Raw genomic sequence first — 19,720 nt, 5'->3', positions numbered from 1 at the left:
CTGGCACATCGCACCGGCCGGTGCATGACCGCAGGGGCTGTCCGGCCTCACGGCCGGACAGCCCCTCACCAAGATCTTCATCGGCCTTCTAGGGCCTGTCCGGCGGATCAGGTCGCAGGGGATCGGCGGTGGCTTGTCAGCGGGGCCGAGCCCCGCGTCTGCGGCATGATCCGCCGGACAGGCCCTGGTCATGACGATCACGCTCCGGGCACATGCTTCACACCCCGGGCGACCCGTGAAGACGCATGTCAACTCCCTGCGCCCCATGGCGTGTTTCATGCGAAGCTGGGAGCCATGAGCGTCGCAGAACCCCGCAGGATCGTCCTCTTCCGGCATGCGAAAGCCGACTGGCCACAGGTGACCGACCACGAGCGACCGCTCGCTGAACGGGGTCGCCAGGACGCCGCCGTCGCCGGACGCAGGCTGACCGACACCGGCATCCCCATCGACCTCGCCCTCTGCTCCACCGCGACCCGGACACGGGAGACGTGGAAGCTCGCCGTCCATGAGTTCCCGCACCGGCCGAAGACCGTGTACGAGGAGCGGATCTACGAGGCCTCCCCGGGCGAGCTGATCGCCCTGCTCAACGAGACCCCGGACGAGGTGCGCACCGTCCTCCTGGTCGGCCACAACCCGGGCATCCAGGGGCTCGCCGACATCCTCTCCGGCACGGCCGAGGGGGACGCCCGGGAGCGGATGAACGGCCGCGGCTTCCCCGCCGCCGCCTTCGCCGTCGTCTCCTTCGACGGCCCCTGGAAGTCGCTGGAGCCGGGCGTGGCCACGCTGCTCGACTACTGGGCGCCCTCGGAGTGAGCGTTCCGTGACGGAACGGAGACGACGAGGGCCCGGCATTCCGCCGGGCCCTCATGCTTCGTACGGTGCGGGGGCTACTCGACGTGCGTGTCCGCCGCCTCGACCTCTTCGCGGGTGACGCCCAGCAGGTAGAGGACGGTGTCCAGGAACGGCACGTTCACCGCCGTGTGCGCCGCCTGCCGTACGACGGGCTTGGCGTTGAAGGCGACGCCGAGACCGGCCGCGTTCAGCATGTCCAGGTCGTTCGCGCCGTCGCCGATCGCCACGGTCTGCGACAGCGGCACGCCCGCCTCCGCGGCGAACCGGCGCAGCAGCCGCGCCTTGCCCGCGCGGTCCACGATCTCGCCGGTGACCCGGCCGGTCAGCTTGCCGTCGACGATCTCCAGGGTGTTGGCCTGGGCGAAGTCCAGCCCGAGGCGGACCTTCAGATCGTCGGTGACCTGGGTGAAGCCACCCGAGACGACGCCCACCTGGTAGCCGAGCCGCTTGAGGGTGCGGATCAGGGTGCGCGCGCCCGGCGTCAGCCGGACCTCCGTGCGGACCTTCTCCACGACCGACTCGTCCAGCCCCTCCAGCAGCGCCACGCGCGCGTGCAGCGACTGCTCGAAGTCGAGCTCGCCGCGCATCGCCGCCGCGGTCACCTCGGCGACCTTGTCCTCGCAGCCGGCGTGCGCGGCGAAGAGCTCGATCACCTCGTCCTGGATCAGGGTGGAGTCGACGTCCATCACGACGAGCCGCTGGGCCCGCCGGTGCAGGCCCGCCGCCACCACGGCCACGTCGACGCCGAGCGCCGCGGCCTCGGTGACCAGGGCCGTGCGCAGCGGCTCGGTCTCCACCCCGGAGACGGCGAACTCGACCGCGGTGACGGGGTACTTGGCGAGCCGGAAGATACGGTCGATGTTGCCGCCGACCTTGGTGATCCTGGCCGCGACGGCGGCCGTGGCCTCCGCGGTCAGCGGATGACCGAGCACGGTGACCAGGGAACGGCCGAGGCCGCGGGGCCGGTTGTCGCCGATGCCGGAGATGATCTCCGCCTGCATCTTGATCGACTCCGCCCAGCTGTGGACGGTCTTCCGCAGTTCGCCCTCCATGCCCTGGGGCGGCTCGGTCACGAGCGCGCACAGCACCATCCGGCCGCGGGTGACGACCTGCTCGATGTCGACGACGTCGACGGAGTAGGCGGCGAGGGTGTCGAAGAGGCCTGCCGTGATGCCCGGCCTGTCCTTGCCGAAGATCTTGACGAGGAGAGTCGGGACGTCGGAGGACGAGATCTGGGAAGCGTTCATGGTGGTATCCACCGTATCCGGCACTGTGCGCCCGTCGCCGCCGAGGTCCGTCTAGCGGACACGGAACACTGGGCGACCTGCGGATGGCGTGCTGCTTACACGAGAGCGGCCCTCCGGCGGGCGCGCGCCTCAGGTCTGGGCGGGGGGAGGCGGCGGTGGCGGCCCGTCGTCCGCCGGCCGCCGCTTCGGCGGACGCGGGGGCGGGGGCGGGGGCCCGACGGGGCGAATCATGGTCGGAGCGTCGTAGATACCCTCCTGGGACGACGACCCGTCCGGGGGTTGGGAGGAACGGGAACCGTCCGGGGCGGGGGGCGACCCGGGGGATGCGGTGGGCGGCCCGCCGGCGTCCGGGAACCCGTCCCCGCGCGGCGGACGCGCGTCCTCCGGCTCCCTCAAGTGCTCCGGCACCCGCAGATACGGATTGGTCGCCGGGTTTGGCGGCCGATACGGCACACCCGGCGCGTACGGTCCGGACGAATCCCCCACGGAGTCCCCGCCCCGTCCCCGACGTCCGCCACCCGGCGGCGGCGCGCCGCCTCCCCCCGGGTACCCGGCCCCGGGGTGCCCACCACCGGCATCCGCCGAGTACCCGCCCCCAGCCCCCGCTCCGCCGGCCGCCGTCCCTGCTCCGCCGGCCGCTGCCCCGGGCCCGCCGGCCGTCGTCCCCGCTCCGCCAGGGGTGGCCCCGGCCCTGCCGGCAGCAGCCCCCGGCCCGCCGACCGCCGTCCCTGCTCCGCCGGCTGGGGCCCCGGCCGCGCCGGCCACTGCCCCTGCTCCGCCGGGCGCTGCCCCGGGCCCGGGCCAGCTGGCCGTCGTCCCCACTCCGCCGACGGTCGCCCCAAAGGCCCTGCCGGTCGCAGCCCCTGGCCCGCCGGCCGTCGACCCCATCCCGCCAGTAGTCGTTCCCGCCCCGCCGGCCGTGGCCCCCGCTCCGCCAGCGGTCGTCCAAACCCCGCCAGAGGTCGTCGTCCCAGCCCCGCCGGCCGTCGCCCCCACCCCGACGGCCCACCGGGCCAGCGCCGTAGCCCGGCCTCCCGCCGCGCCGGTCGCGCGGGCCAGGAGGGCGCCGACGGCTCCCGCGCCCGTGCCCCACGCCGCGCCGAGGAGGAGCGCCATGCCGAGGTGGCCGTGCAGGTCGACGCCGGCCCCGAAGGCGTCGAAGCCGAGCACCGACAGGGACGCGTCCACGGACACGTCCGTCAGCCAGGCGAGCAGCGGCAACGCCACCGCCGTGGCGACGCCCAGCCCGAGCGCACAGCGCCCGACGAAACCGACGACCCCTGAACCCCGTCCACCCGCACCGCTACCCACTGACCCCGGTCCACCCGCGCCCCATCCACCCGCGCCCCATCCGCCCGCCCCCACTCCGCCCGCACCCCCCGGCATCCGCACAGCCGTCAGCACCCCCGCCAGCAACATCAGCACTGCCGTCGCCACCCCCAACAGCCACACCCGTGAGTCCAGTTCGGCCAGGCGGCCGAGTGTCACCGGTCGGTCCGTGCCCGGGGTGAGCAAGTCGTCCAGTGGGGCCGGGAGTGCGTTGGTCAGGGCTCCCGTCGCGTGGCCGTGCCAGGGGACGAGCAGGCCCAGGTCGATGCCGAGCCACACCCCGTTCGGCGCGCCGAGCAGCGCCGCTCCGGCGATCCGCCGGGGGTGGTCGTCGCCGACCGCCGCGTAGGCCGCCGCCGCGAACCCGGCCGCCACCGCCACCAGCAGCACCGTCACGACGGCGGACACGGCGGGCCGCACCACCCGGTGCACGGCCTCCCACCCACGGGGGAGAGGCGTGCGGCGCGAGGCCAGCAGGGCGATCAGCAGCACCCCGGCCGACCAGCCCAGCCCGCCCAGCAGCGTGGGCGCGGTGTCGACGCCGAAGCCCACCGCGGCCCGCGCGTCGACGAGGTCGCCGAGCCGGTCCGGCAACAGCCCCCCGATGTCCCCCAGTTCACCGAGCCCGGGAATCTCGACACCGCCCACGCCGCCGCCACCCGCACCGCCCCCGCCGGGCAGGTCGTCCAGTCCCAGCGAGCCGCCGTCGATCGTGATGACGTCGTGCCCCGCCCAGGCCAGCCCGCCCATGGTCGCCGTGAACAGCGCGACCACCGCGCCCGCCCGCGCGAGGAGTTCGGCCGGCGCGATCACGACTCCCGCCGTGCGCAGGGAACGCAGGAAGAACCACGACAGCAGCAGCGCCCCCACCAGGCTCACCCCGAGTGGCGTGATCTCGATGGCCGTGGTCGCCTCCGCGCCCGTCAGCCCGAACGCGGACACATCGCCCGACGGCGTCACCGAGCCGCCCGCCCCGAGCGCCACGACCGCCGCCGTCATCGGCCCCAACGAGCCCGCCGTGTCCGCGCCCAGCAGATGCAGCCCGAGCGCCGCGGTCCCCGCCATCCCGATCAACGCCCAGCTCACCGCCGCGATCGCGCACACCAGAACGTCCAGCCAGGGCACGCCCCCACCGGTCCCACCGCGCCCACCGCCCGAACCGTCCGGACCGCTCCACCCGCTCATGCAGAACCCCCCGATCCACGGCGAACCGCGGCGCGCGGCGGCGAAGATCGCCGCTTCCGTCCCCCCTCGCGTGCGTTTACCACTCTCCGGCCCGGTTTCGCCCCCGTCAACGGCAGCGGCCCATCAGCGCCCGCGCGGTCTTCACAAGGCCCGACTTTCGGTCAGGGGGCTGGTCCTGAAATAGTTCCCGACGATGTTCGACATCCCTAGACTCCCTGTGATGGGGGTAACTCGGGGGACTACTCAGTGGGGCATGGAGTGCCGGAACTCGTACTGGAATTGAACGGACGCACCTGGACGCTCGATCCGTCCAGGAACTACACCCTGGGACGTGATCCGCAGGGCGACATCGTCCTCGACGACGCCAGGGTCTCCTGGCGGCACGCCACGGTCAGCTTCAACGGCCGCGGTTGGGTCCTGGAGGACCACGGCAGCACCAACGGCACCTACGTGCAGGGCCGTCGGGTCCAGCAGGTGGAGATCGGCCCCGGCTCGGCGGTGCACCTCGGCAACGCGACCGACGGCCCGCGCCTGAACCTCTCCGGCGCGGCGGCCGTCGCCCAGCCCCAACAGCAGCCGTACGCCGCCCAGTCCGCGAACGCCGGCTGGGCTCAGCAGGCCCCGCCCCAGCAGGCGCCCGCCCAGCCGGCCCCGCCCCAGCCGCAGACGCCGCAGGCCGGCTGGCAGCAGCCGCAGCAGCCCGCGCCGCACGTCCCGCAGCAGCCGGGTCCGAGCGAGCCGTACGCGCGGCAGCAGGGGGCCGGCGGCGGCGCGGGGGCGCCGCCGGTCTACGGCGACCGCAGCCCGACCACGTTCCACCAGTTCTCCCTCGGCCGCGTCATGCGCATCGGCCGCGCCCTGGAGAACGACCTCGTCGTCTCCGACCTCCAGGTCTCCCGCAACCACGCCGAGTTCCACTCGACGCCCGACGGCCGGATGGAGATCCGCGACCTCGGCTCCCACAACGGCACGTACGTCAACGGCCAGCCGATCGCCAAGGGCGGTTCGCTGCTGCTCGGCCCGACCGACATCGTGGGCGTCGGCCACTCGACGTTCCGGATCGTCGGCGACCGGCTCGAAGAGTTCGTCGACACCGGTGAGGTCTCCTTCTCCGCCCGCCATCTGACCGTCACGGTCGACGGCGGCAAGCAGATCCTGAAGGACGTGTCCTTCGGCGTCCCGGAGAAGTCGCTGATCGCGGTCATCGGCCCGTCCGGCTCCGGCAAGTCCACGCTGCTCAAGGCGCTGACCGGCTACCGGCCCGCCAACCAGGGCGACGTCCTCTACGACAACCGCAACCTGTACAAGCAGTTCGCGGAGCTGCGCCAGCGCATCGGTCTGGTCCCGCAGGACGACATCCTGCACAAGGAGCTGACCGTCAAGAAGGCCCTCAAGTACGCGGCCAAGCTCCGCTTCCCGGCCGACACCACGGCCGCCGAGCGCGACGCCCGCATAGACGAGGTGCTGCGCGAGCTGAAGCTGGACATCCACAAGGAGAAGAAGGTCACCTCCCTCTCCGGCGGCCAGCGCAAGCGCGTCTCCGTGGCCCTGGAGCTGCTCACCAAGCCGTCGCTGATCTTCCTCGACGAGCCGACCTCCGGCCTCGACCCGGGCATGGACCGCGACGTCATGAAGCTGCTGCGCGACCTCGCCGACGACGGCCGCACGGTCCTCGTCGTCACCCACTCGGTGGCCGAGCTGGCGCTGTGCGACAAGCTCCTGGTGATGGCCCCGGGCGGCGCGGTCGCCTACTTCGGCCCGCCGGAGGAGGCGCTGAACTTCTTCGGCTACGACACCTGGGCCGACGTGTTCTCCGCCTTCGAGAACTACCGCGACTACGACTGGGCGGGCCGCTGGAAGGGCTCGCAGCACTACCAGATGTACGCCGCGGACATCGACGCCGTCGCGCCGCAGTCCGTACAGGTCCCGCCGATGCAGGCGATGAAGCCGCCGAAGCCGCAGGGCTGGATGTCGCAGTTCGTCACACTGGTGCGCCGCTACACCTCGGTGATCGTCTCCGACAAGGGCTTCCTCGCGCTGATGGTGATCCTGCCGGCCGTCCTCGGCGCGGTGAGCCTGCTGATCGACCCGGACCGGGGCCTGCTGCCCAACCCGGCCAACCCGCAGACCGGCCGGATCATCCCCAACGGCACGGCCACCACCGTCCTGCTGATCCTCGCGGTCGGCGCGTGCTTCGCCGGCGCGGCCAACTCCGTCCGTGAGCTGATCAAGGAACGGGTCATCTACGAGCGGGAACGCGCGACCGGCCTGTCGCGGTCCGCGTACCTGATGTCCAAGGTGTTCGTGCTGGGCGTGATCACCGTGCTCCAGGGTCTGCTGGTCGGCGTCATCGGTCTGTCCAGCCGGGAGATCCCGGAGGAGGGACTGGTCCTCGGCAAGCTCACGTTGCTGGAGCTCTCCCTGCCGATCATGGCCCTGGGCTTCACATCGATGATGTTCGGCCTGATCATCTCGGCGCTGGTGAAGACCGCCGAGAAGACCATGCCCCTGCTGGTCATGTTCGCGATCATCCAGGTCGTCTTCACGGGCTGCCTGTTCGCCCTGCACGGCTCCATCGGCGCCAACCAGTTCTCGTACCTGATGCCGTCGCGCTGGGCGGTCGGCGCCGCGGGCGCCACGCTGGACTTCAACAAGATCAGCCCGCCGGAGACGGCCGGCGACAACGATCCGCTGTGGGAGCACACCGTCGCCGCCTGGAGCATGGACATGGCCGCCCTGATCGTCCTCGGCGTGATCTGCGGGTTCTTCGTGTCCCGCTTCCTGCGCCGGCACGAGCCCGAGGTCATGCGCAAGTAGTCGCCCCGGTACGCCCCGAAGGGCGGCACCCCGTCAGGTGGGGTGCCGCCCTTCGGCGTCTGTGATCGCGAGCAGAGGCTTGCGGCGACCTCAGTACGCGCTGTTGACGTTGTCCATGGAGCCGTACCGGTCGGCCGCGTAGTTGCAGGCGGCGGTGATGTTGGCGACCGGGTCGTAGATGTTCCAGGAGGTGCCCGGGACGTGGTACGCCGCGAAGGTCGGCGGGATCACCTGGAGCAGGCCCTTCGACGGGATGCCGTTGATGGCGTTGATGTCCCAGTTGTTGATCGCGTTCGGGTTGCCGGAGGACTCCCGCATGATGTTGCGGTGGATGCCGCTGTAGGAGGCCGGGATATCGTGCTTCTCCAGGATGTCGAGCGACTCGCGGATCCAGCCGTCGAGGTTGTCGGAGTAGCTCTTGGCGGAGACCTGCTTCACGCTCGCCTGCTTGACGGCGACGCGCTCGGCGGACCGGCCGGCGGACCGCTCGGCGGCGCGCTCGGCGGCGGCCTTCTTCGCGGCGGCAGCGGCGGCGGCCTTCTTCTTCGCCGCGGCTGCTGCCGCCGCGGCCTTCTTCTGCGCCGCGGCGTCCGCGGCGGCCTTCTTCTTCGCCTCGATGGCCTGGACCTTCAGGCTGGCGCCTGCCAGCTGGTCGGTCACGTCGCCCTTGACGTCCCGCACCTGCTGGGAGCCGTAGGCGACCTGGGACAGGGAGGAGGCGTCCGTCGTGGTCGTGTGCGCGTCGTCCGGCACCACCGAGAAGGCGAGGGCAGCGGCACCGAGCGTGGCGACACCGGCGATCGCGATCTTGTGAGTGTTCTTGGGCATGCGGAAGGACCTCTTCGAATAGACGGGAGGTCGCTCTTTCGTCCGACGGCGGACACGGGTGCTTTCCTGCACGAACACCGCGGTGGAAAACCCGCGGCGCTGAGCGACGAGAGCAATTCTTAGCGGCCGCAAAATCGGGTGGCAAAGGTGTGACGTACGATCCCCGGTAGTGGATCAGGGAAGGGCAAAACGGGACAGACCATCACGTCTGTCCCGTTGGGATGGGGGCACTTTGAGTCCTATGGGCTTTCGTACGTGATGTGCGCCCTATGTGCGGGCTCACACGGCCTCTCGATCGTTCTCACCGCCAGTTGCGCGAGCAATGCTCTACGTGAGCGCTTTTCGGCCCGCCGCCGGCAGCAGGAGATGCACGTCCCCGAACTCGTGCCACAGATAGAGCCCCCGCACCGCCTCCTCGTAGCCCCGGTCGAGCGCGGCCCGCCCCGCCACCGCCTCCAGCATCAGCAGATGCGAGGCCTCCGGCTCGTGCAGCCCGGTCAGCAGCCCCTCCACCGCCCGCACCCCGCGCGCGGGCGTGACCACCAGGTCCGTCCACCCCTCACGCGCGCGTACGACCCCGTCGGCCCCCGCCGCCGACTCCACCGCCCGCACGGCCGTCGTCCCCACGGCGATCACCCGCCCGCCCTCCGCCCGCACCGCGTTGATCGACCGGGCCGACGCCGCCGGCACCGCGAACCGCTCCGGATACGGCGGCTCGTGCGCCTCCGCCGAGGCGACCCCGGTGTGCAGCGTGATCGGCGCGAACCGCACCCCCCGGCTCACCAGCTCCGTCACCAGCCGCTCCGTGAACGGCCGCGCCGCACTCGGCATCTCCGCACTGCCCGCCCCGTCGGCCGACGGCAGCGCGAACACCGTCTGGTACGCCGACAGCGGCTGGTCCCGCTCCGTGTAGGAGTAACGGATGGGCCGCCCGTGCTCGCGCAGCAGCCCCGGCACCGCACCGCCCGCCGCCCGCGCCCACCACAACCGCCCGCCGTCCCCGCTCAGCGGCTCCTCCAGCACCAGCGCCGCACCGCCCGGCAGCCGCACCCGAGCACCGGCCGGCCCGCCCGCACGCGCGCGCGTGGTCCCCTCACCGTCCGGATCCCGCAGCTCCACCGCCCACCGGCCGTCGTCCCCGCGTGTGGAGAAGTGCACCACCACACGCGCGTGCCCGAGCCGCCCGTCCACCGCCGCCGCCAGCGTCCGCGAGGTGTTCACCACCAGCAGGTCCCCGGCCCGCAGCACCGCGGGCAGCTCCCGGAACGCGTGATGCGTCACCTCCGTCCCCCGCGACACCAGCAGCCGTACGTCGTCCCGGGCCCGCCCCGGCCCGCGCTGCTCCGACGGCACCCGCGCCGACATCCCCGCCGACAGCCCGCCCGGCGCCCGCACGGCCGACGTCATCACCGCACCTCCAGCAGGGCGGGCGCCGCGTACCGGCCGCTGGCCGGCCGCTCGTCCAGCAGCCGCAGGAAGGCCGGCGCCACGCCGGCCGGCTCCGGCCGCGCGTTCCCGTCCTCCGGCACGGCCGCCGCGTACAGGTCCGTGGCCATGTCCCCGGGATCCACCGCCCACACCCGCAGCCCCGGCTCCTCCTCCCCGAGCACCGCCGCGAGCTGGTCCAGGGCCGCCTTCGACGCCCCGTAGCCGCCCCACGTCGGGTACGCCTCGGCCGCCGCGTCCGAACTGAGCGTGACCACCGCTCCCGCCGGTGCCGCCCGCAGCAGCGGCAGCGCCTCCTGGACCAGGCCCAGCGCGGCCACGACGTTCACCTCCAACGCCCGCCGCAGCCCGTCCAGGGCCAGCTCCTCCAGCGGGACCAGCGGCTCGGCGCCCAGCGCGCTCGCGTTGCTCACCAGCAGATCGCAGCCGCCGAGCCGCCACGCGGCGGCCACCAGGGCCGCCCGGTGCCCCGCGTCGACGACGTCCCCCGCGAGCGCCTCCACCCTGGTCCCGTGCTCCGCGACCGCCGCCGCCGTCTCCTTCAGCACCTCCGCCGTCCTGGCGTCCAGCACCAGATCCCAGCCCCGCGCGGCCAGCACCTCGGCCAGCGCCCGCCCCAGCCCCTTCGAGGCCCCCGTGATGATCGCTACCGGCATGACAACCGTCCCCTCGTCCGAACCGCCCCACTCGGCGGAACCGCCCCGCTCGGCGGCGGTGACCTCACGCTAGGAACGCGCCCGCCCCCGCCACCTCGGCCGTGAGACGGGGAACCCCGGGATCCTTCGACGTACGCCCGCGCGCGGGCCCCGCGGTCTACGACCCGGAGAGGAGGACCCGAGGCCTAGGTCCGCGGTCCTACCCCGCTGCGTCACAGGTCGGATCCGCCGTGTCACACCCCGCCGGTACCGTGAGGACATGAGTCAAGGCCCCCGGTCCGGCCTCGCCGCGGTGAGTTCCGCGCTGCTGGCCATGAGCAGGCACCTGGAGGTGCGCGACGTCCTCAAGACGATCGTCGCCTCCGCCCGCGAGCTGCTCGACGCGCAGTACGCCGCGCTCGGCGTCCCGGACGACCACGGGGGCTTCGCCCAGTTCGTCGTGGACGGCGTCAGCGACGAGCAGTGGAAGGCCATCGGCCCCCTGCCCCGCCAGCACGGCATCCTTGCCGCCATGCTCCACGAGGCCCGCCCCGAGCGCCTCGCCGACGTCCGCGAGGACCCGCGCTTCGAGGGCTGGCCCGCCGCCCACCCCGACATGTCCGACTTCCTGGGCCTGCCCATCCGCGACGGCGACGAGGTCATCGGCGCCCTGTTCCTCGCCAACAAGAACCGCGCCAAGCCGGACGGCGGCTGCGGCTTCACCGAGGACGACGAGGAACTCCTTGCCATCCTCGCCCAGCACGCCGCCATCGCCCTCACCAACGCCCGCCTCTACGAGCGCAGCCGCGAACTCACCATCGCCGAGGAACGCTCCCGGCTGGCCCACGAGTTGCACGACGCGGTGGCCCAGAAGCTGTTCTCCCTGCGGCTGACGGCCCAGGCCGCCGCCGCCCTCGTCGACCGCGACCCCTCCCGCGCCAAGGGCGAGTTGCAGCAGGTCGCCGCCCTCGCCGCCGAAGCCGCCGACGAACTGCGCGCCGCCGTCGTGGAGTTGCGCCCCGCCGCGCTCGACGAGGACGGCCTCGTCGCCACCCTGCGCACCCAGACCCAGGTCCTCGACCGCGCCCACACCGCGCGCGTGACCTTCGCCAGCCGAGGCGTCCGCGCCCTCCCCGCCGCCCAGGAGGAGGCCCTGCTGCGCGTCGCCCAGGAGGCGCTGCACAACGCCCTGCGCCACTCCGGGGCGGACCATGTCGAGGTCACCCTCCACAAGCGCGGCCCCGACACGGTCCTGCGCGTCGCGGACGACGGCGACGGCTTCGACCCCACCACCGTCCGCCGGGCCGGCCGCCATCTCGGCCTGGTCTCGATGCGGGACCGGGCGAGCGGGATCGGCGGCAGCCTGACGGTGGAATCGGCGCCCGGCAAGGGCACCACGATCGAGATGGAGGCCCCCGGTGGCTGACCCAATCAAGGTGCTCCTCGTCGACGACCACCAGGTCGTCCGCCGGGGCCTGCGCACGTTTCTGGAGGTGCAGGACGACATCGAGGTCGTCGGCGAGGCCTCCGACGGCGCCGAAGGGGTGGAGCGCGCCGAGGAGTTGAAACCCGACGTCGTCCTGATGGACGTCAAGATGCCCGGCATGGACGGCGTGGAGGCGCTGCGCAGGCTCCGCGAACTCGACAACCCCGCGCGCGTGTTGATCGTCACCAGCTTCACCGAGCAGCGCACGGTGGTCCCGGCGCTGCGCGCGGGCGCCGCCGGGTACGTCTACAAGGACGTGGACCCCGACGCGCTGGCCGGCGCCATCCGCTCCGTGCACGCCGGGCACATCCTGCTCCAGCCCGAGGTCGCGGGCGCGCTCCTCTCCCAGGAGGAGGCCAACTCCGGTCAGGGCAGGGCGGGTTCGCTCACCGAACGGGAGCGTGAGGTGCTGGGCCTGATAGCGGACGGCCGCTCCAACCGGGAGATCGCCCGCGCCCTGGTGCTGTCGGAGAAGACGGTCAAGACCCATGTCTCGAACATCCTGATGAAGCTCGACCTCGCCGACCGCACCCAGGCCGCGCTGTGGGCCGTACGCCACGGTGTGGCCGGCTGAGCACGCATCCAGGGCTGAGCACGCATCCAGGGCTGAGCACGCATCCAGGGCTGAGCACGCATCCAGGGCTGAGCACGCATCCGGGCCGAGCGCGCATCCGGAGGGGTCTCCTCCAGTCCGAGATTCATACCGTCGTGGGAATGTCCCCCGGATGGCGCAACCCTCGTCGGTCCGCCGCGTTCTCCAGTGCGTGCCGCGGCGACTGCCGCGGCGATCGCTAGGGAGGGCTCAGAAGTGAAGATCCTGAAGAAGGCAGCGGCCGTGACGATGGTGGCCGGCGGTCTGGTGGCCGCGGGTGCGGGCATGGCCTCCGCCACCGACGGCGCCTCGGCCGCCGGCGTGGCCAAGGGCTCGCCGGGCGTCGTCTCGGGCAACGTCATCCAGGCCCCGGTGCACGTGCCGGTCAACGTCGTCGGCAACAGCGTGAACGTCATCGGCGCGCTGAACCCGGCCTTCGGCAACCAGGGCGTCAACCGCTGAGGCCCCGCCTCGACCGCTGACCCCCGCTCGCGGTCCCCACACCGCCGACCGGCCCCTCCCGGCCCCACCCCGGGAGGGGCCGGTCCGCATGTCGCCCTGTCGCTCGTCGCCTTGCCACCCCGACGCCCCGAACGGGCGACCAACCCCGCTCAGCCTCACGCCAGTTCACCTCACCCGAGCTCCCGCTGCTCCACAACGGAGTTGTACGCCGCGACCTGCGCCCGCCGAGCCGTCCGCTCCACCGGACGCAGCGCCTCCCCCCGCGCCGCCATCTCAGAAGCGCTCACCGCGCCCCCCTGCCCGCTTCCGTGAGCCAGGGACACCAGCAGCCCCACCCGCTGCGCCAACTCCAGCACCCGCACCGCCCGCGGCGGATACCCCGGCGCCAGCACCTCCCGCCCCCGCCCCGCCTCCGACCGCGCCCGGTACGCGTCGATCGCCGCCTCCGCCACCGGCCCCGACCCCGCGACGTCCATCCGCGACAGCACCGCCGTGGCCTCCCGCAACGCCTCCGCCAACTCCCGCTCCGCCTCGCCCAGCGACGGCACGTCCGCGGGCGGCGCCTCGCGCACCGCGAGGCAGTGCCACACCACCTCGACGTGCACATCGCCCGCCGGCCCGGCCTCGGACACCTCGGGCACCAGCCCGAACGCCGCCCCGTGACAGACCACGGCCTCCTCCGCCTCCAACGCGCGCGCGTTGAACTCCGGCGGCCCGCTCAACCCCAGCGGATGCCCCGGCGCGGGCAGCGCCACCCGCAGCCCCCGCACCCCCAATGCGCGCAGCCGCCCCAGCGCCAGCGTGAGCCCCACGGGCACCCCCTCGCCGGGCAGCCCCTCCACCCGGTGCACGGCGTCCTCCCCGACGATGGCGAGCACGGCGTCGTCCGGAGAGACAAAACCGGCCAACAGGGCATTTCCCCAAGCGGCAAGGCGGCCAGAGCGCGATTCCGAAAGCATGCGCCCACCCTAGAGCCCGCTCCCACCCGCCTCACCGGCCTCACCGAGACCCGTCGGAAGGGCCCAAGGACCGGACCGAGGGAACGGCTCCCCCGACCGGTGGCGTAGATTTTCCTGGAGGGCCGCGCCCACCCGCGCGCGGCGGTCCGAGCCACAGGCGTACGCGACGACCGAGACCGGCCACACTGCAAGGGGAGACAACGCGCTCATGAGCGATGTTCTGGAGCTTCAGGACGTATCCGTGGTCCGCGAGGGCCGGGCTCTGGTGGACCAGGTCTCCTGGTCGGTCAAGGAGGGCGAGCGCTGGGTCATCCTCGGCCCCAACGGAGCCGGCAAGACGACCCTGCTGAACGTCGCGTCCAGCTACCTCTACCCGAGCCAGGGCACCGCCACCATCCTCGGCGAGACCCTCGGCACCCCCGGCACCGACGTCTTCGAACTGCGCCCCCGCATCGGCATGGCCGGCATCGCCATGGCCGACAAGCTCCCCAAGAGCCAGACCGTCCTCCAGACGGTGCTGACCGCCGCCTACGGCATGACGGCCGGCTGGCAGGAGGAGTACGAGGACGTCGACGAGCAGCGCGCCCGCGCCTTCCTCGACCGCCTCGGCATGAGCGACTACCTGGAGCGCAGGTTCGGCACCCTCTCCGAGGGCGAGCGCAAGCGCACCCTCATCGCCCGCGCCCTGATGACCGACCCCGAGCTGCTGCTCCTCGACGAGCCCGCCGCCGGCCTCGACCTCGGCGGCCGCGAGGACCTCGTACGCCGGCTCGGCCGCCTCGCGCGCGACCCCATCGCCCCCTCGATGATCATGGTCACGCACCACGTCGAGGAGATCGCCCCCGGCTTCACCCACGTCCTCATGATCCGCCAGGGCAAGGTCCTCGCCGCCGGACCGGTCGAGCTGGAGCTCACCTCCCGCAACCTCTCCCACTGCTTCGGCCTCCCCCTGGTCGTGGAGCAGGTCGGCGACCGCTGGACCGCCCAGGGCCTCCCGCTGTCCTGACCCTGCTTCCGGACCGCCCCCCTTCGCGCCCTGTCGGCGGCGGGACATGCGGTCCTACCATGAGCGCGTGAACGACATCGACGCGTGGGTGTGGTGGCTCGTCGGCGCGGCAGCGCTCGGCATTCCGCTCGTGGTGACCGCGATGCCCGAATTCGGCATGTTCGCGGCCGGCGCGGTGGCGGCCGCCGTCGCCGCGGGAGCCGGCTTCGGCGTCGTCACCCAGGTGCTCGTCTTCGTCGCCGTCTCCGTCGCCCTCATCGCCGTGGTCCGGCCGATCGCGAACCGGCACCGCAATCAGCGTCCCCAATTCGTCACCGGCGTGGACGCGTTGAAGGGACGGCAGGCCGTCGTCCTGGAGCGGGTGGACGGCTCGGGCGGACGCATCAAGCTCGCCGGAGAGGTCTGGTCGGCCCGCGCGCTCGACACCGACCGCACCTATGACGTGGGGCAGGAGGTCGACGTCGTGGAGATCGAGGGGGCCACGGCGATCGTCATCTGACCTTGCACAACTCCCGCACGACGTAAGTGAACCGAACCCCTCACGAGCCACACGACGGTCTGTCAGACTCGACCAGCAAGATCTTCGACAAGCATAAGATCTTCCGAAAGCGCCGACGCGGAGAAGGGTACGGGGACCACGATGGAACCGGTCATCATCGTCTTGATCATTCTGGTGGTGTTGGTCTTCATCGCCCTGATCAAGACGATCCAGGTCATCCCGCAGGCGAGCGCCGCCATCGTCGAGCGCTTCGGGCGCTACACGCGGACGCTCAACGCGGGCCTCAACATCGTCGTCCCGTTCATAGACACCATCCGCAACCGCATCGACCTGCGTGAACAGGTCGTGCCGTTCCCGCCGCAGCCGGTGATCACCCAGGACAACCTGGTCGTCAACATCGACACCGTCATCTACTACCAGGTGACCGACGCACGGGCCGCCACCTACGAAGTCGCCAGCTACATCCAGGCGATCGAGCAGCTCACCGTCACCACACTGCGCAACATCATCGGCGGCATGGACCTGGAGCGCACCCTGACCTCCCGCGAGGAGATCAACGCGGCCCTGCGCGGCGTCCTCGACGAGGCCACCGGCAAGTGGGGCATCCGCGTCAACCGCGTCGAGCTGAAGGCGATCGAACCGCCCACCTCCATCCAGGACTCGATGGAGAAGCAGATGCGCGCCGACCGCGACAAGCGCGCCGCGATCCTCACCGCCGAGGGCACCCGCCAGGCCGCCATCCTCACCGCGGAGGGCGAGAAGCAGTCCCAGATCCTGCGCGCGGAGGGCGAGGCCAAGGCCGCCGCCCTGCGCGCGGAGGGCGAAGCCCAGGCCGTCCGCACGGTGTTCGAGGCCATCCACGCCGGCGACCCGGACCAGAAGCTGCTCTCCTACCAGTACCTCCAGATGCTCCCGAAGATCGCCGAGGGCGACGCCAACAAGCTCTGGATCGTCCCCAGCGAGATCGGCGACGCCCTCAAGGGCCTCTCCGGAGCCATGGGCAACTTCGGGAACCTGGGCGGCGGTTCGAACAGCGGCAACGGCAACAACGGCAACAACAGGGGCACGGAACGCCGCGAGAAGCCGTCGATCGACTGAGCCGCCCTACGGCCCGAGCTGCCGGCCTACGGCCTAGGCGGCGTCCAGCGTCAGCCACTCGGGCAGGGCGGCCAACTCCCCCTGCCCCAGGGACAGCAGCATCGCGTCCGCGGGAGTCGGCTCGAACGGCTCCCGCAGCAGCGGCATCCCCGCCTGCTCCGGAGTCCGGTCCGCCTTGCGGTGGTTGTCCTCCGCGCACGAGGCGACCGTGTTCAGCCAGGAGTCCCGCCCGCCCTGCGCCCGCGGCACCACGTGGTCCACGGTCGTCGCCCGCCGCCCGCAGTACGCGCACCTGTGCTGGTCCCTGACCAGCACACCCCGCCTCGACCACGGAGCTTGTCTTCGGAACGGCACCCGTACGTACCTGCACAGCCTGATCACCCGGGGCGCCGGTATGTCGACCGCGACTCCGCGCATCCGCAGTTCGGGGTGGGCCTGCTCGACGACCGCCTTGTCCTGAAGCACCAGAACGACGGCTCGGTTCAACGTCACCGTCGACAGCGGCTCGAAGCTCGCGTTCAGTACCAGCGTGTCCCGCATACCAGCCCACCTCCTGTGTGCACCGGCCCACCCCCTGGCGGGCTGGGATCAACTCTGGCCGGGCACGCCGAGATGGACAACGCAATATCTGCTGCTCCCACGGGGGGTGACCCCCGCGACCCCCGGCAACAAAAATGCCCGCCCCTGATCACTTCCAAGACCAGGGGCGGGCAAACGTTGAATGAACGATGACCTTACCGGTGCCTTTACCGGTGCAGCCGTTCACCTCTCCGCTCAGTTCTGCGCGGGCACCTCGTACTCACCGATCAGCTGGGCCCGCCCGATCGTGTGGAACCGCAGATTGAAGCCCACGACCGCCGGCGAGACGTCGGAATCCGGACCCAGCTTCTCCTGGTCCACCGCGTACACCGTGAAGACGTACCGGTGCGGCCCGTCCCCGGGCGGCGGCGCGGCCCCGCCGAACTCCTTCGCCCCGTAGTCGTTGCGCGCGTGGACGGCGCCCTCCGGCAGCCCGTCGAACTTGCCGCTGCCCGCTCCGACCGGCAACTCGGTCACCGAGGCCGGAATGTCGAAGAGGACCCAGTGCCAGAACCCGCTGCCGGTCGGCGCGTCGGGGTCGTAGCAGGTCACGGCGAAGCTCTTGGTCTCCGGCGGGAATCCCTCCCACCGCAGGTGCGGCGAGGTGTTCCCCTCCGCTTGGACCTGAGCGCTCCTGAGCGTCGCACCCTCCTCGACGTCCGCGCTCGACACCGTGAAAGACGGCACGGGCGGATGGAAGTCGTGGGGGAGCGGCCGCCGCTTGAGCTCGGTCACCTCGGTACCTCCTGATCGGTTCTGGAGTCAGTCGTTCCGAGCCTAGAACCAGTTGCGCTTGCTGCCGACCTCGGACAGCCACTGGTTGAGATACGCCGCCCAGTCGGTCCCGTGGTAGTCGTTCAGCCCCACCTGGAACGACCGGAAGGTGTCACTGCCCTCACTGAACAGCCCCGGCTTCTTGTCCATCTCCAGGACGACGTCCATCGTGTGCGCGTCGGCCACGAAGCTCAGCTCGACCTGGTGCAGCCCCCGGTACTGCGACGGCGGGAAGAACTCGATCTCCTGGTAGAAGGGGAGCTTCTGCCGCGTGCCCCGGATGAGACCGCGCTCCAGGTCCGCGTTCTTGAAGCGGAAGCCCAGCTGGATGAAGGCGTCCAGGATCGCCTTCTGCGCGGGCAGCGGGTGCACGTTGATCGGGTCCAGATCACCGGAGTCCACGGCCCGGGCGATCTCCAGCTCGGTCGTCACCCCGATGTTCATCCCGCGCAGCGCCTGACCGTCGATCGTCGTGATCGGCGTCTCCCACGGGATCTCCAGCCCGAACGGCACCGCGTGCACCGCGCCGGCCTGGAGCTCGAACGCCCCGCCCAGCCGCTGCTTCGTGAACTCGACGTCCTGCTTGTACTCCTGGTCGCCGCTCTCCACCTCGACCTTGGCCTGGAGCCCGACCGACAGCCCCTCGATCTGCTGGTTGACGGACCCGCCCTGGATCCGCACCTCACCCTGGACGACGCCGCCCGGAACGACGTTGACCTCGGTCAGCACCGTCTCGACCGAAGCCCCGCCGGCCCCGAGACTCGCGAGCAGCTTCTTGAACGCCATGACTCTCCCTCTACGACCTACGACCTCTGTGACGGGATCCTTGATCCCTACAAACGCGATCCAGCCGTGGCCGGTTCCGCGTTCCCACCCTGGCAAGCCGAGTGCCCGCTGACCAGCCCGACGCACCCACCCGTCTGCACTACGCTCGGAGGGCATGATCGCGACCTCCGACCGTACGCCCCTGCCCCGGTCCTTCTTCGACCGCCCCGTCCTGGAAGTCGCCCCCGACCTCCTCGGCCGCCTGCTCGTGCGCACCACCCCGGACGGTCCGATCACCCTGCGCCTCACGGAGGTCGAGGCCTATGACGGCGCGAACGACCCCGGCTCCCACGCCTATCGCGGCCGCACGGCCCGCAACGACGTGATGTTCGGTCCTCCCGGACATGTGTACGTCTACTTCACCTACGGCATGTGGCACTGCATGAACCTGGTGTGCGGCCCGGAGGGCCGGGCGAGCGCGGTCCTGCTCCGCGCCGGCGAGATCGTCGAGGGCGCCGAGCTGGCGCGCAAACGTCGACTCTCGGCCCGCAACGACAAGGAACTCGCCAAAGGGCCCGCCCGCTTGGCGACGGCATTGGACGTGGACCGGGCCCTCGACGGCACGGACGCGTGCACCTCCGCGGAGACCCCGCTGCGCGTTCTGACGGGCACGCCCGTACCGGCCGACCAGGTACGCAACGGCCCGCGCACCGGAGTCTCCGGCGACGGCGCAGTCCACCCCTGGCGCTACTGGGTCGCTGACGACCCGACGGTGAGTCCCTACCGGGCCCATGTCCCGAGGCGCCGCCGAAGTTGACTCGCCTTGTGCAGGGGCGTAACGTGGCCCGAGCCGCTTGAACCGGGTACGGCATTCGCCAGCAGCCGGAAGCGGCCAACCCACTACCTACGACGCCCCTCAGCGGGGTCGAATTCGGCGTGTCCGCATGCCTGAATTCGAACCCGATGGAACTCGATTATGAGTTGGCGAGGGGATCGGCTAACGTAGTGAATGTCGAAAGGCCGAACGGCGAAAGTCAAAGGCCCCAGACAATCCCAACCGACAGGGAATCGGATCGCGAAAAGGTCTGATAGAGTCGGAAACGCAAGACCGAAGGGAAGCGCCCGGAGGAAAGCCTGAGAGAGTCTCTCGGGTGAGTACAA

At 71.8% G+C, this 19,720-nt stretch carries 18 protein-coding genes; 9 read left to right on the top strand and 9 right to left on the bottom strand.

Going from position 1 to position 19,720, the window contains the following annotated elements:
- Positions 1-294 precede the first annotated feature (294 nt).
- Entirely contained in the window at positions 295-813 is a 519-nt protein-coding gene (locus tag ACFYX4_RS40695) for a SixA phosphatase family protein (protein ID WP_389344993.1), read from the top strand.
- Between the two features lie 74 nt (positions 814-887).
- Here the strand turns inward: ACFYX4_RS40695 and serB are convergent, their stop codons facing one another.
- A complete protein-coding gene (serB, locus tag ACFYX4_RS40690; RefSeq protein ID WP_389344991.1) occupies positions 888-2,099 on the bottom strand; it encodes a phosphoserine phosphatase SerB in 1,212 nt (403 codons plus the stop codon).
- 129 nt (positions 2,100-2,228) lie between these two features.
- Positions 2,229-4,553 carry a streptophobe family protein gene (locus ACFYX4_RS40685; protein ID WP_389344988.1) on the bottom strand — a complete coding sequence of 775 codons (2,325 nt, stop codon included), beginning with the start codon at positions 4,551-4,553 and terminating at the stop codon, positions 2,229-2,231.
- Positions 4,554-4,871: 318 nt separating this feature from the next.
- On the opposite strand from ACFYX4_RS40685, the gene ACFYX4_RS40680 reads away from it, so the two are divergent.
- The gene (locus ACFYX4_RS40680) at positions 4,872-7,430 is read left to right on the top strand and encodes an FHA domain-containing protein (RefSeq protein ID WP_389344986.1); all 2,559 of its coding nucleotides are present in this window, start codon (positions 4,872-4,874) and stop codon (positions 7,428-7,430) included.
- A 90-nt stretch (positions 7,431-7,520) separates the two neighbouring features.
- Here ACFYX4_RS40680 and ACFYX4_RS40675 read toward each other — a convergent pair whose 3' ends face one another.
- The 3 genes from ACFYX4_RS40675 to ACFYX4_RS40665 form a co-directional block, all read right to left on the bottom strand.
- Positions 7,521-8,258, bottom strand: coding sequence for a transglycosylase SLT domain-containing protein (locus ACFYX4_RS40675; protein WP_389344984.1), 738 nt, complete (start codon positions 8,256-8,258; stop codon positions 7,521-7,523).
- 327 nt (positions 8,259-8,585) lie between these two features.
- Positions 8,586-9,665 carry an S-adenosylmethionine:tRNA ribosyltransferase-isomerase gene (locus tag ACFYX4_RS40670; protein ID WP_389344982.1) on the bottom strand — a complete coding sequence of 360 codons (1,080 nt, stop codon included), beginning with the start codon at positions 9,663-9,665 and terminating at the stop codon, positions 8,586-8,588.
- Positions 9,665-10,360 (bottom strand): SDR family NAD(P)-dependent oxidoreductase, encoded by a 696-nt coding sequence (locus ACFYX4_RS40665; RefSeq protein ID WP_389344980.1) that lies wholly within the window; start codon positions 10,358-10,360, stop codon positions 9,665-9,667. The genes ACFYX4_RS40670 and ACFYX4_RS40665 overlap by 1 nt, the downstream gene beginning before the upstream one ends.
- 259 nt (positions 10,361-10,619) lie before the next feature.
- Here ACFYX4_RS40665 and ACFYX4_RS40660 point away from each other — a divergent pair, with 259 nt between their 5' ends.
- The 3 genes from ACFYX4_RS40660 to ACFYX4_RS40650 all read left to right on the top strand — a co-directional run bounded on the left by ACFYX4_RS40660 (position 10,620) and on the right by ACFYX4_RS40650 (position 12,879).
- Positions 10,620-11,765, top strand: coding sequence for a GAF domain-containing sensor histidine kinase (locus ACFYX4_RS40660; protein ID WP_389344978.1), 1,146 nt, complete (start codon positions 10,620-10,622; stop codon positions 11,763-11,765).
- Complete coding sequence (locus ACFYX4_RS40655) at positions 11,758-12,399, top strand: response regulator (protein ID WP_389344976.1); 642 nt, start codon at positions 11,758-11,760, stop codon at positions 12,397-12,399. Before ACFYX4_RS40660 ends, ACFYX4_RS40655 begins: the two co-directional genes overlap by 8 nt.
- A gap of 234 nt (positions 12,400-12,633) precedes the next feature.
- Positions 12,634-12,879 carry a chaplin gene (locus tag ACFYX4_RS40650; protein WP_389344974.1) on the top strand — a complete coding sequence of 82 codons (246 nt, stop codon included), beginning with the start codon at positions 12,634-12,636 and terminating at the stop codon, positions 12,877-12,879.
- 170 nt (positions 12,880-13,049) lie between these two features.
- Here the strand turns inward: ACFYX4_RS40650 and ACFYX4_RS40645 are convergent, their stop codons facing one another.
- On the bottom strand, positions 13,050-13,838 hold the full coding sequence (locus ACFYX4_RS40645) for a hypothetical protein (RefSeq protein WP_389344972.1): 789 nt from the start codon (positions 13,836-13,838) through the stop codon (positions 13,050-13,052).
- A gap of 208 nt (positions 13,839-14,046) precedes the next feature.
- Here ACFYX4_RS40645 and ACFYX4_RS40640 point away from each other — a divergent pair, with 208 nt between their 5' ends.
- From ACFYX4_RS40640 to ACFYX4_RS40630, 3 genes are all read left to right on the top strand, one after another.
- The gene (locus tag ACFYX4_RS40640) at positions 14,047-14,844 is read left to right on the top strand and encodes an ABC transporter ATP-binding protein (protein ID WP_389344970.1); all 798 of its coding nucleotides are present in this window, start codon (positions 14,047-14,049) and stop codon (positions 14,842-14,844) included.
- Positions 14,845-14,911: 67 nt separating this feature from the next.
- Entirely contained in the window at positions 14,912-15,343 is a 432-nt protein-coding gene (locus tag ACFYX4_RS40635) for an NfeD family protein (RefSeq protein WP_389344968.1), read from the top strand.
- A gap of 141 nt (positions 15,344-15,484) precedes the next feature.
- Positions 15,485-16,441, top strand: coding sequence for an SPFH domain-containing protein (locus ACFYX4_RS40630; protein WP_389344966.1), 957 nt, complete (start codon positions 15,485-15,487; stop codon positions 16,439-16,441).
- 33 nt (positions 16,442-16,474) lie between these two features.
- Here the strand turns inward: ACFYX4_RS40630 and ACFYX4_RS40625 are convergent, their stop codons facing one another.
- The 3 genes from ACFYX4_RS40625 to ACFYX4_RS40615 form a co-directional block, all read right to left on the bottom strand.
- Positions 16,475-16,981: an HNH endonuclease gene (locus tag ACFYX4_RS40625; RefSeq protein ID WP_389344964.1), complete on the bottom strand. Its 507-nt coding sequence runs from the start codon at positions 16,979-16,981 to the stop codon at positions 16,475-16,477.
- 234 nt (positions 16,982-17,215) lie between these two features.
- On the bottom strand, positions 17,216-17,755 hold the full coding sequence (locus ACFYX4_RS40620; RefSeq protein ID WP_389344962.1) for a YbhB/YbcL family Raf kinase inhibitor-like protein: 540 nt from the start codon (positions 17,753-17,755) through the stop codon (positions 17,216-17,218).
- 42 nt (positions 17,756-17,797) lie between these two features.
- Positions 17,798-18,580, bottom strand: a complete 783-nt coding sequence (locus tag ACFYX4_RS40615; RefSeq protein ID WP_389344960.1) for a sporulation protein — start codon at positions 18,578-18,580, stop codon at positions 17,798-17,800.
- A 154-nt stretch (positions 18,581-18,734) separates the two neighbouring features.
- On the opposite strand from ACFYX4_RS40615, the gene ACFYX4_RS40610 reads away from it, so the two are divergent.
- Positions 18,735-19,376: a DNA-3-methyladenine glycosylase gene (locus ACFYX4_RS40610; protein ID WP_389344958.1), complete on the top strand. Its 642-nt coding sequence runs from the start codon at positions 18,735-18,737 to the stop codon at positions 19,374-19,376.
- Positions 19,377-19,720: the final 344 nt, after the last annotated feature.

Source organism: Streptomyces sp. NPDC002328 (assembly GCF_042890065.1).
Taxonomy (GTDB): domain Bacteria; phylum Actinomycetota; class Actinomycetes; order Streptomycetales; family Streptomycetaceae; genus Streptomyces.
Note: the sequence above shows the minus strand (reverse complement) of the source record. Positions and strands in the feature narration are given on the sequence as shown.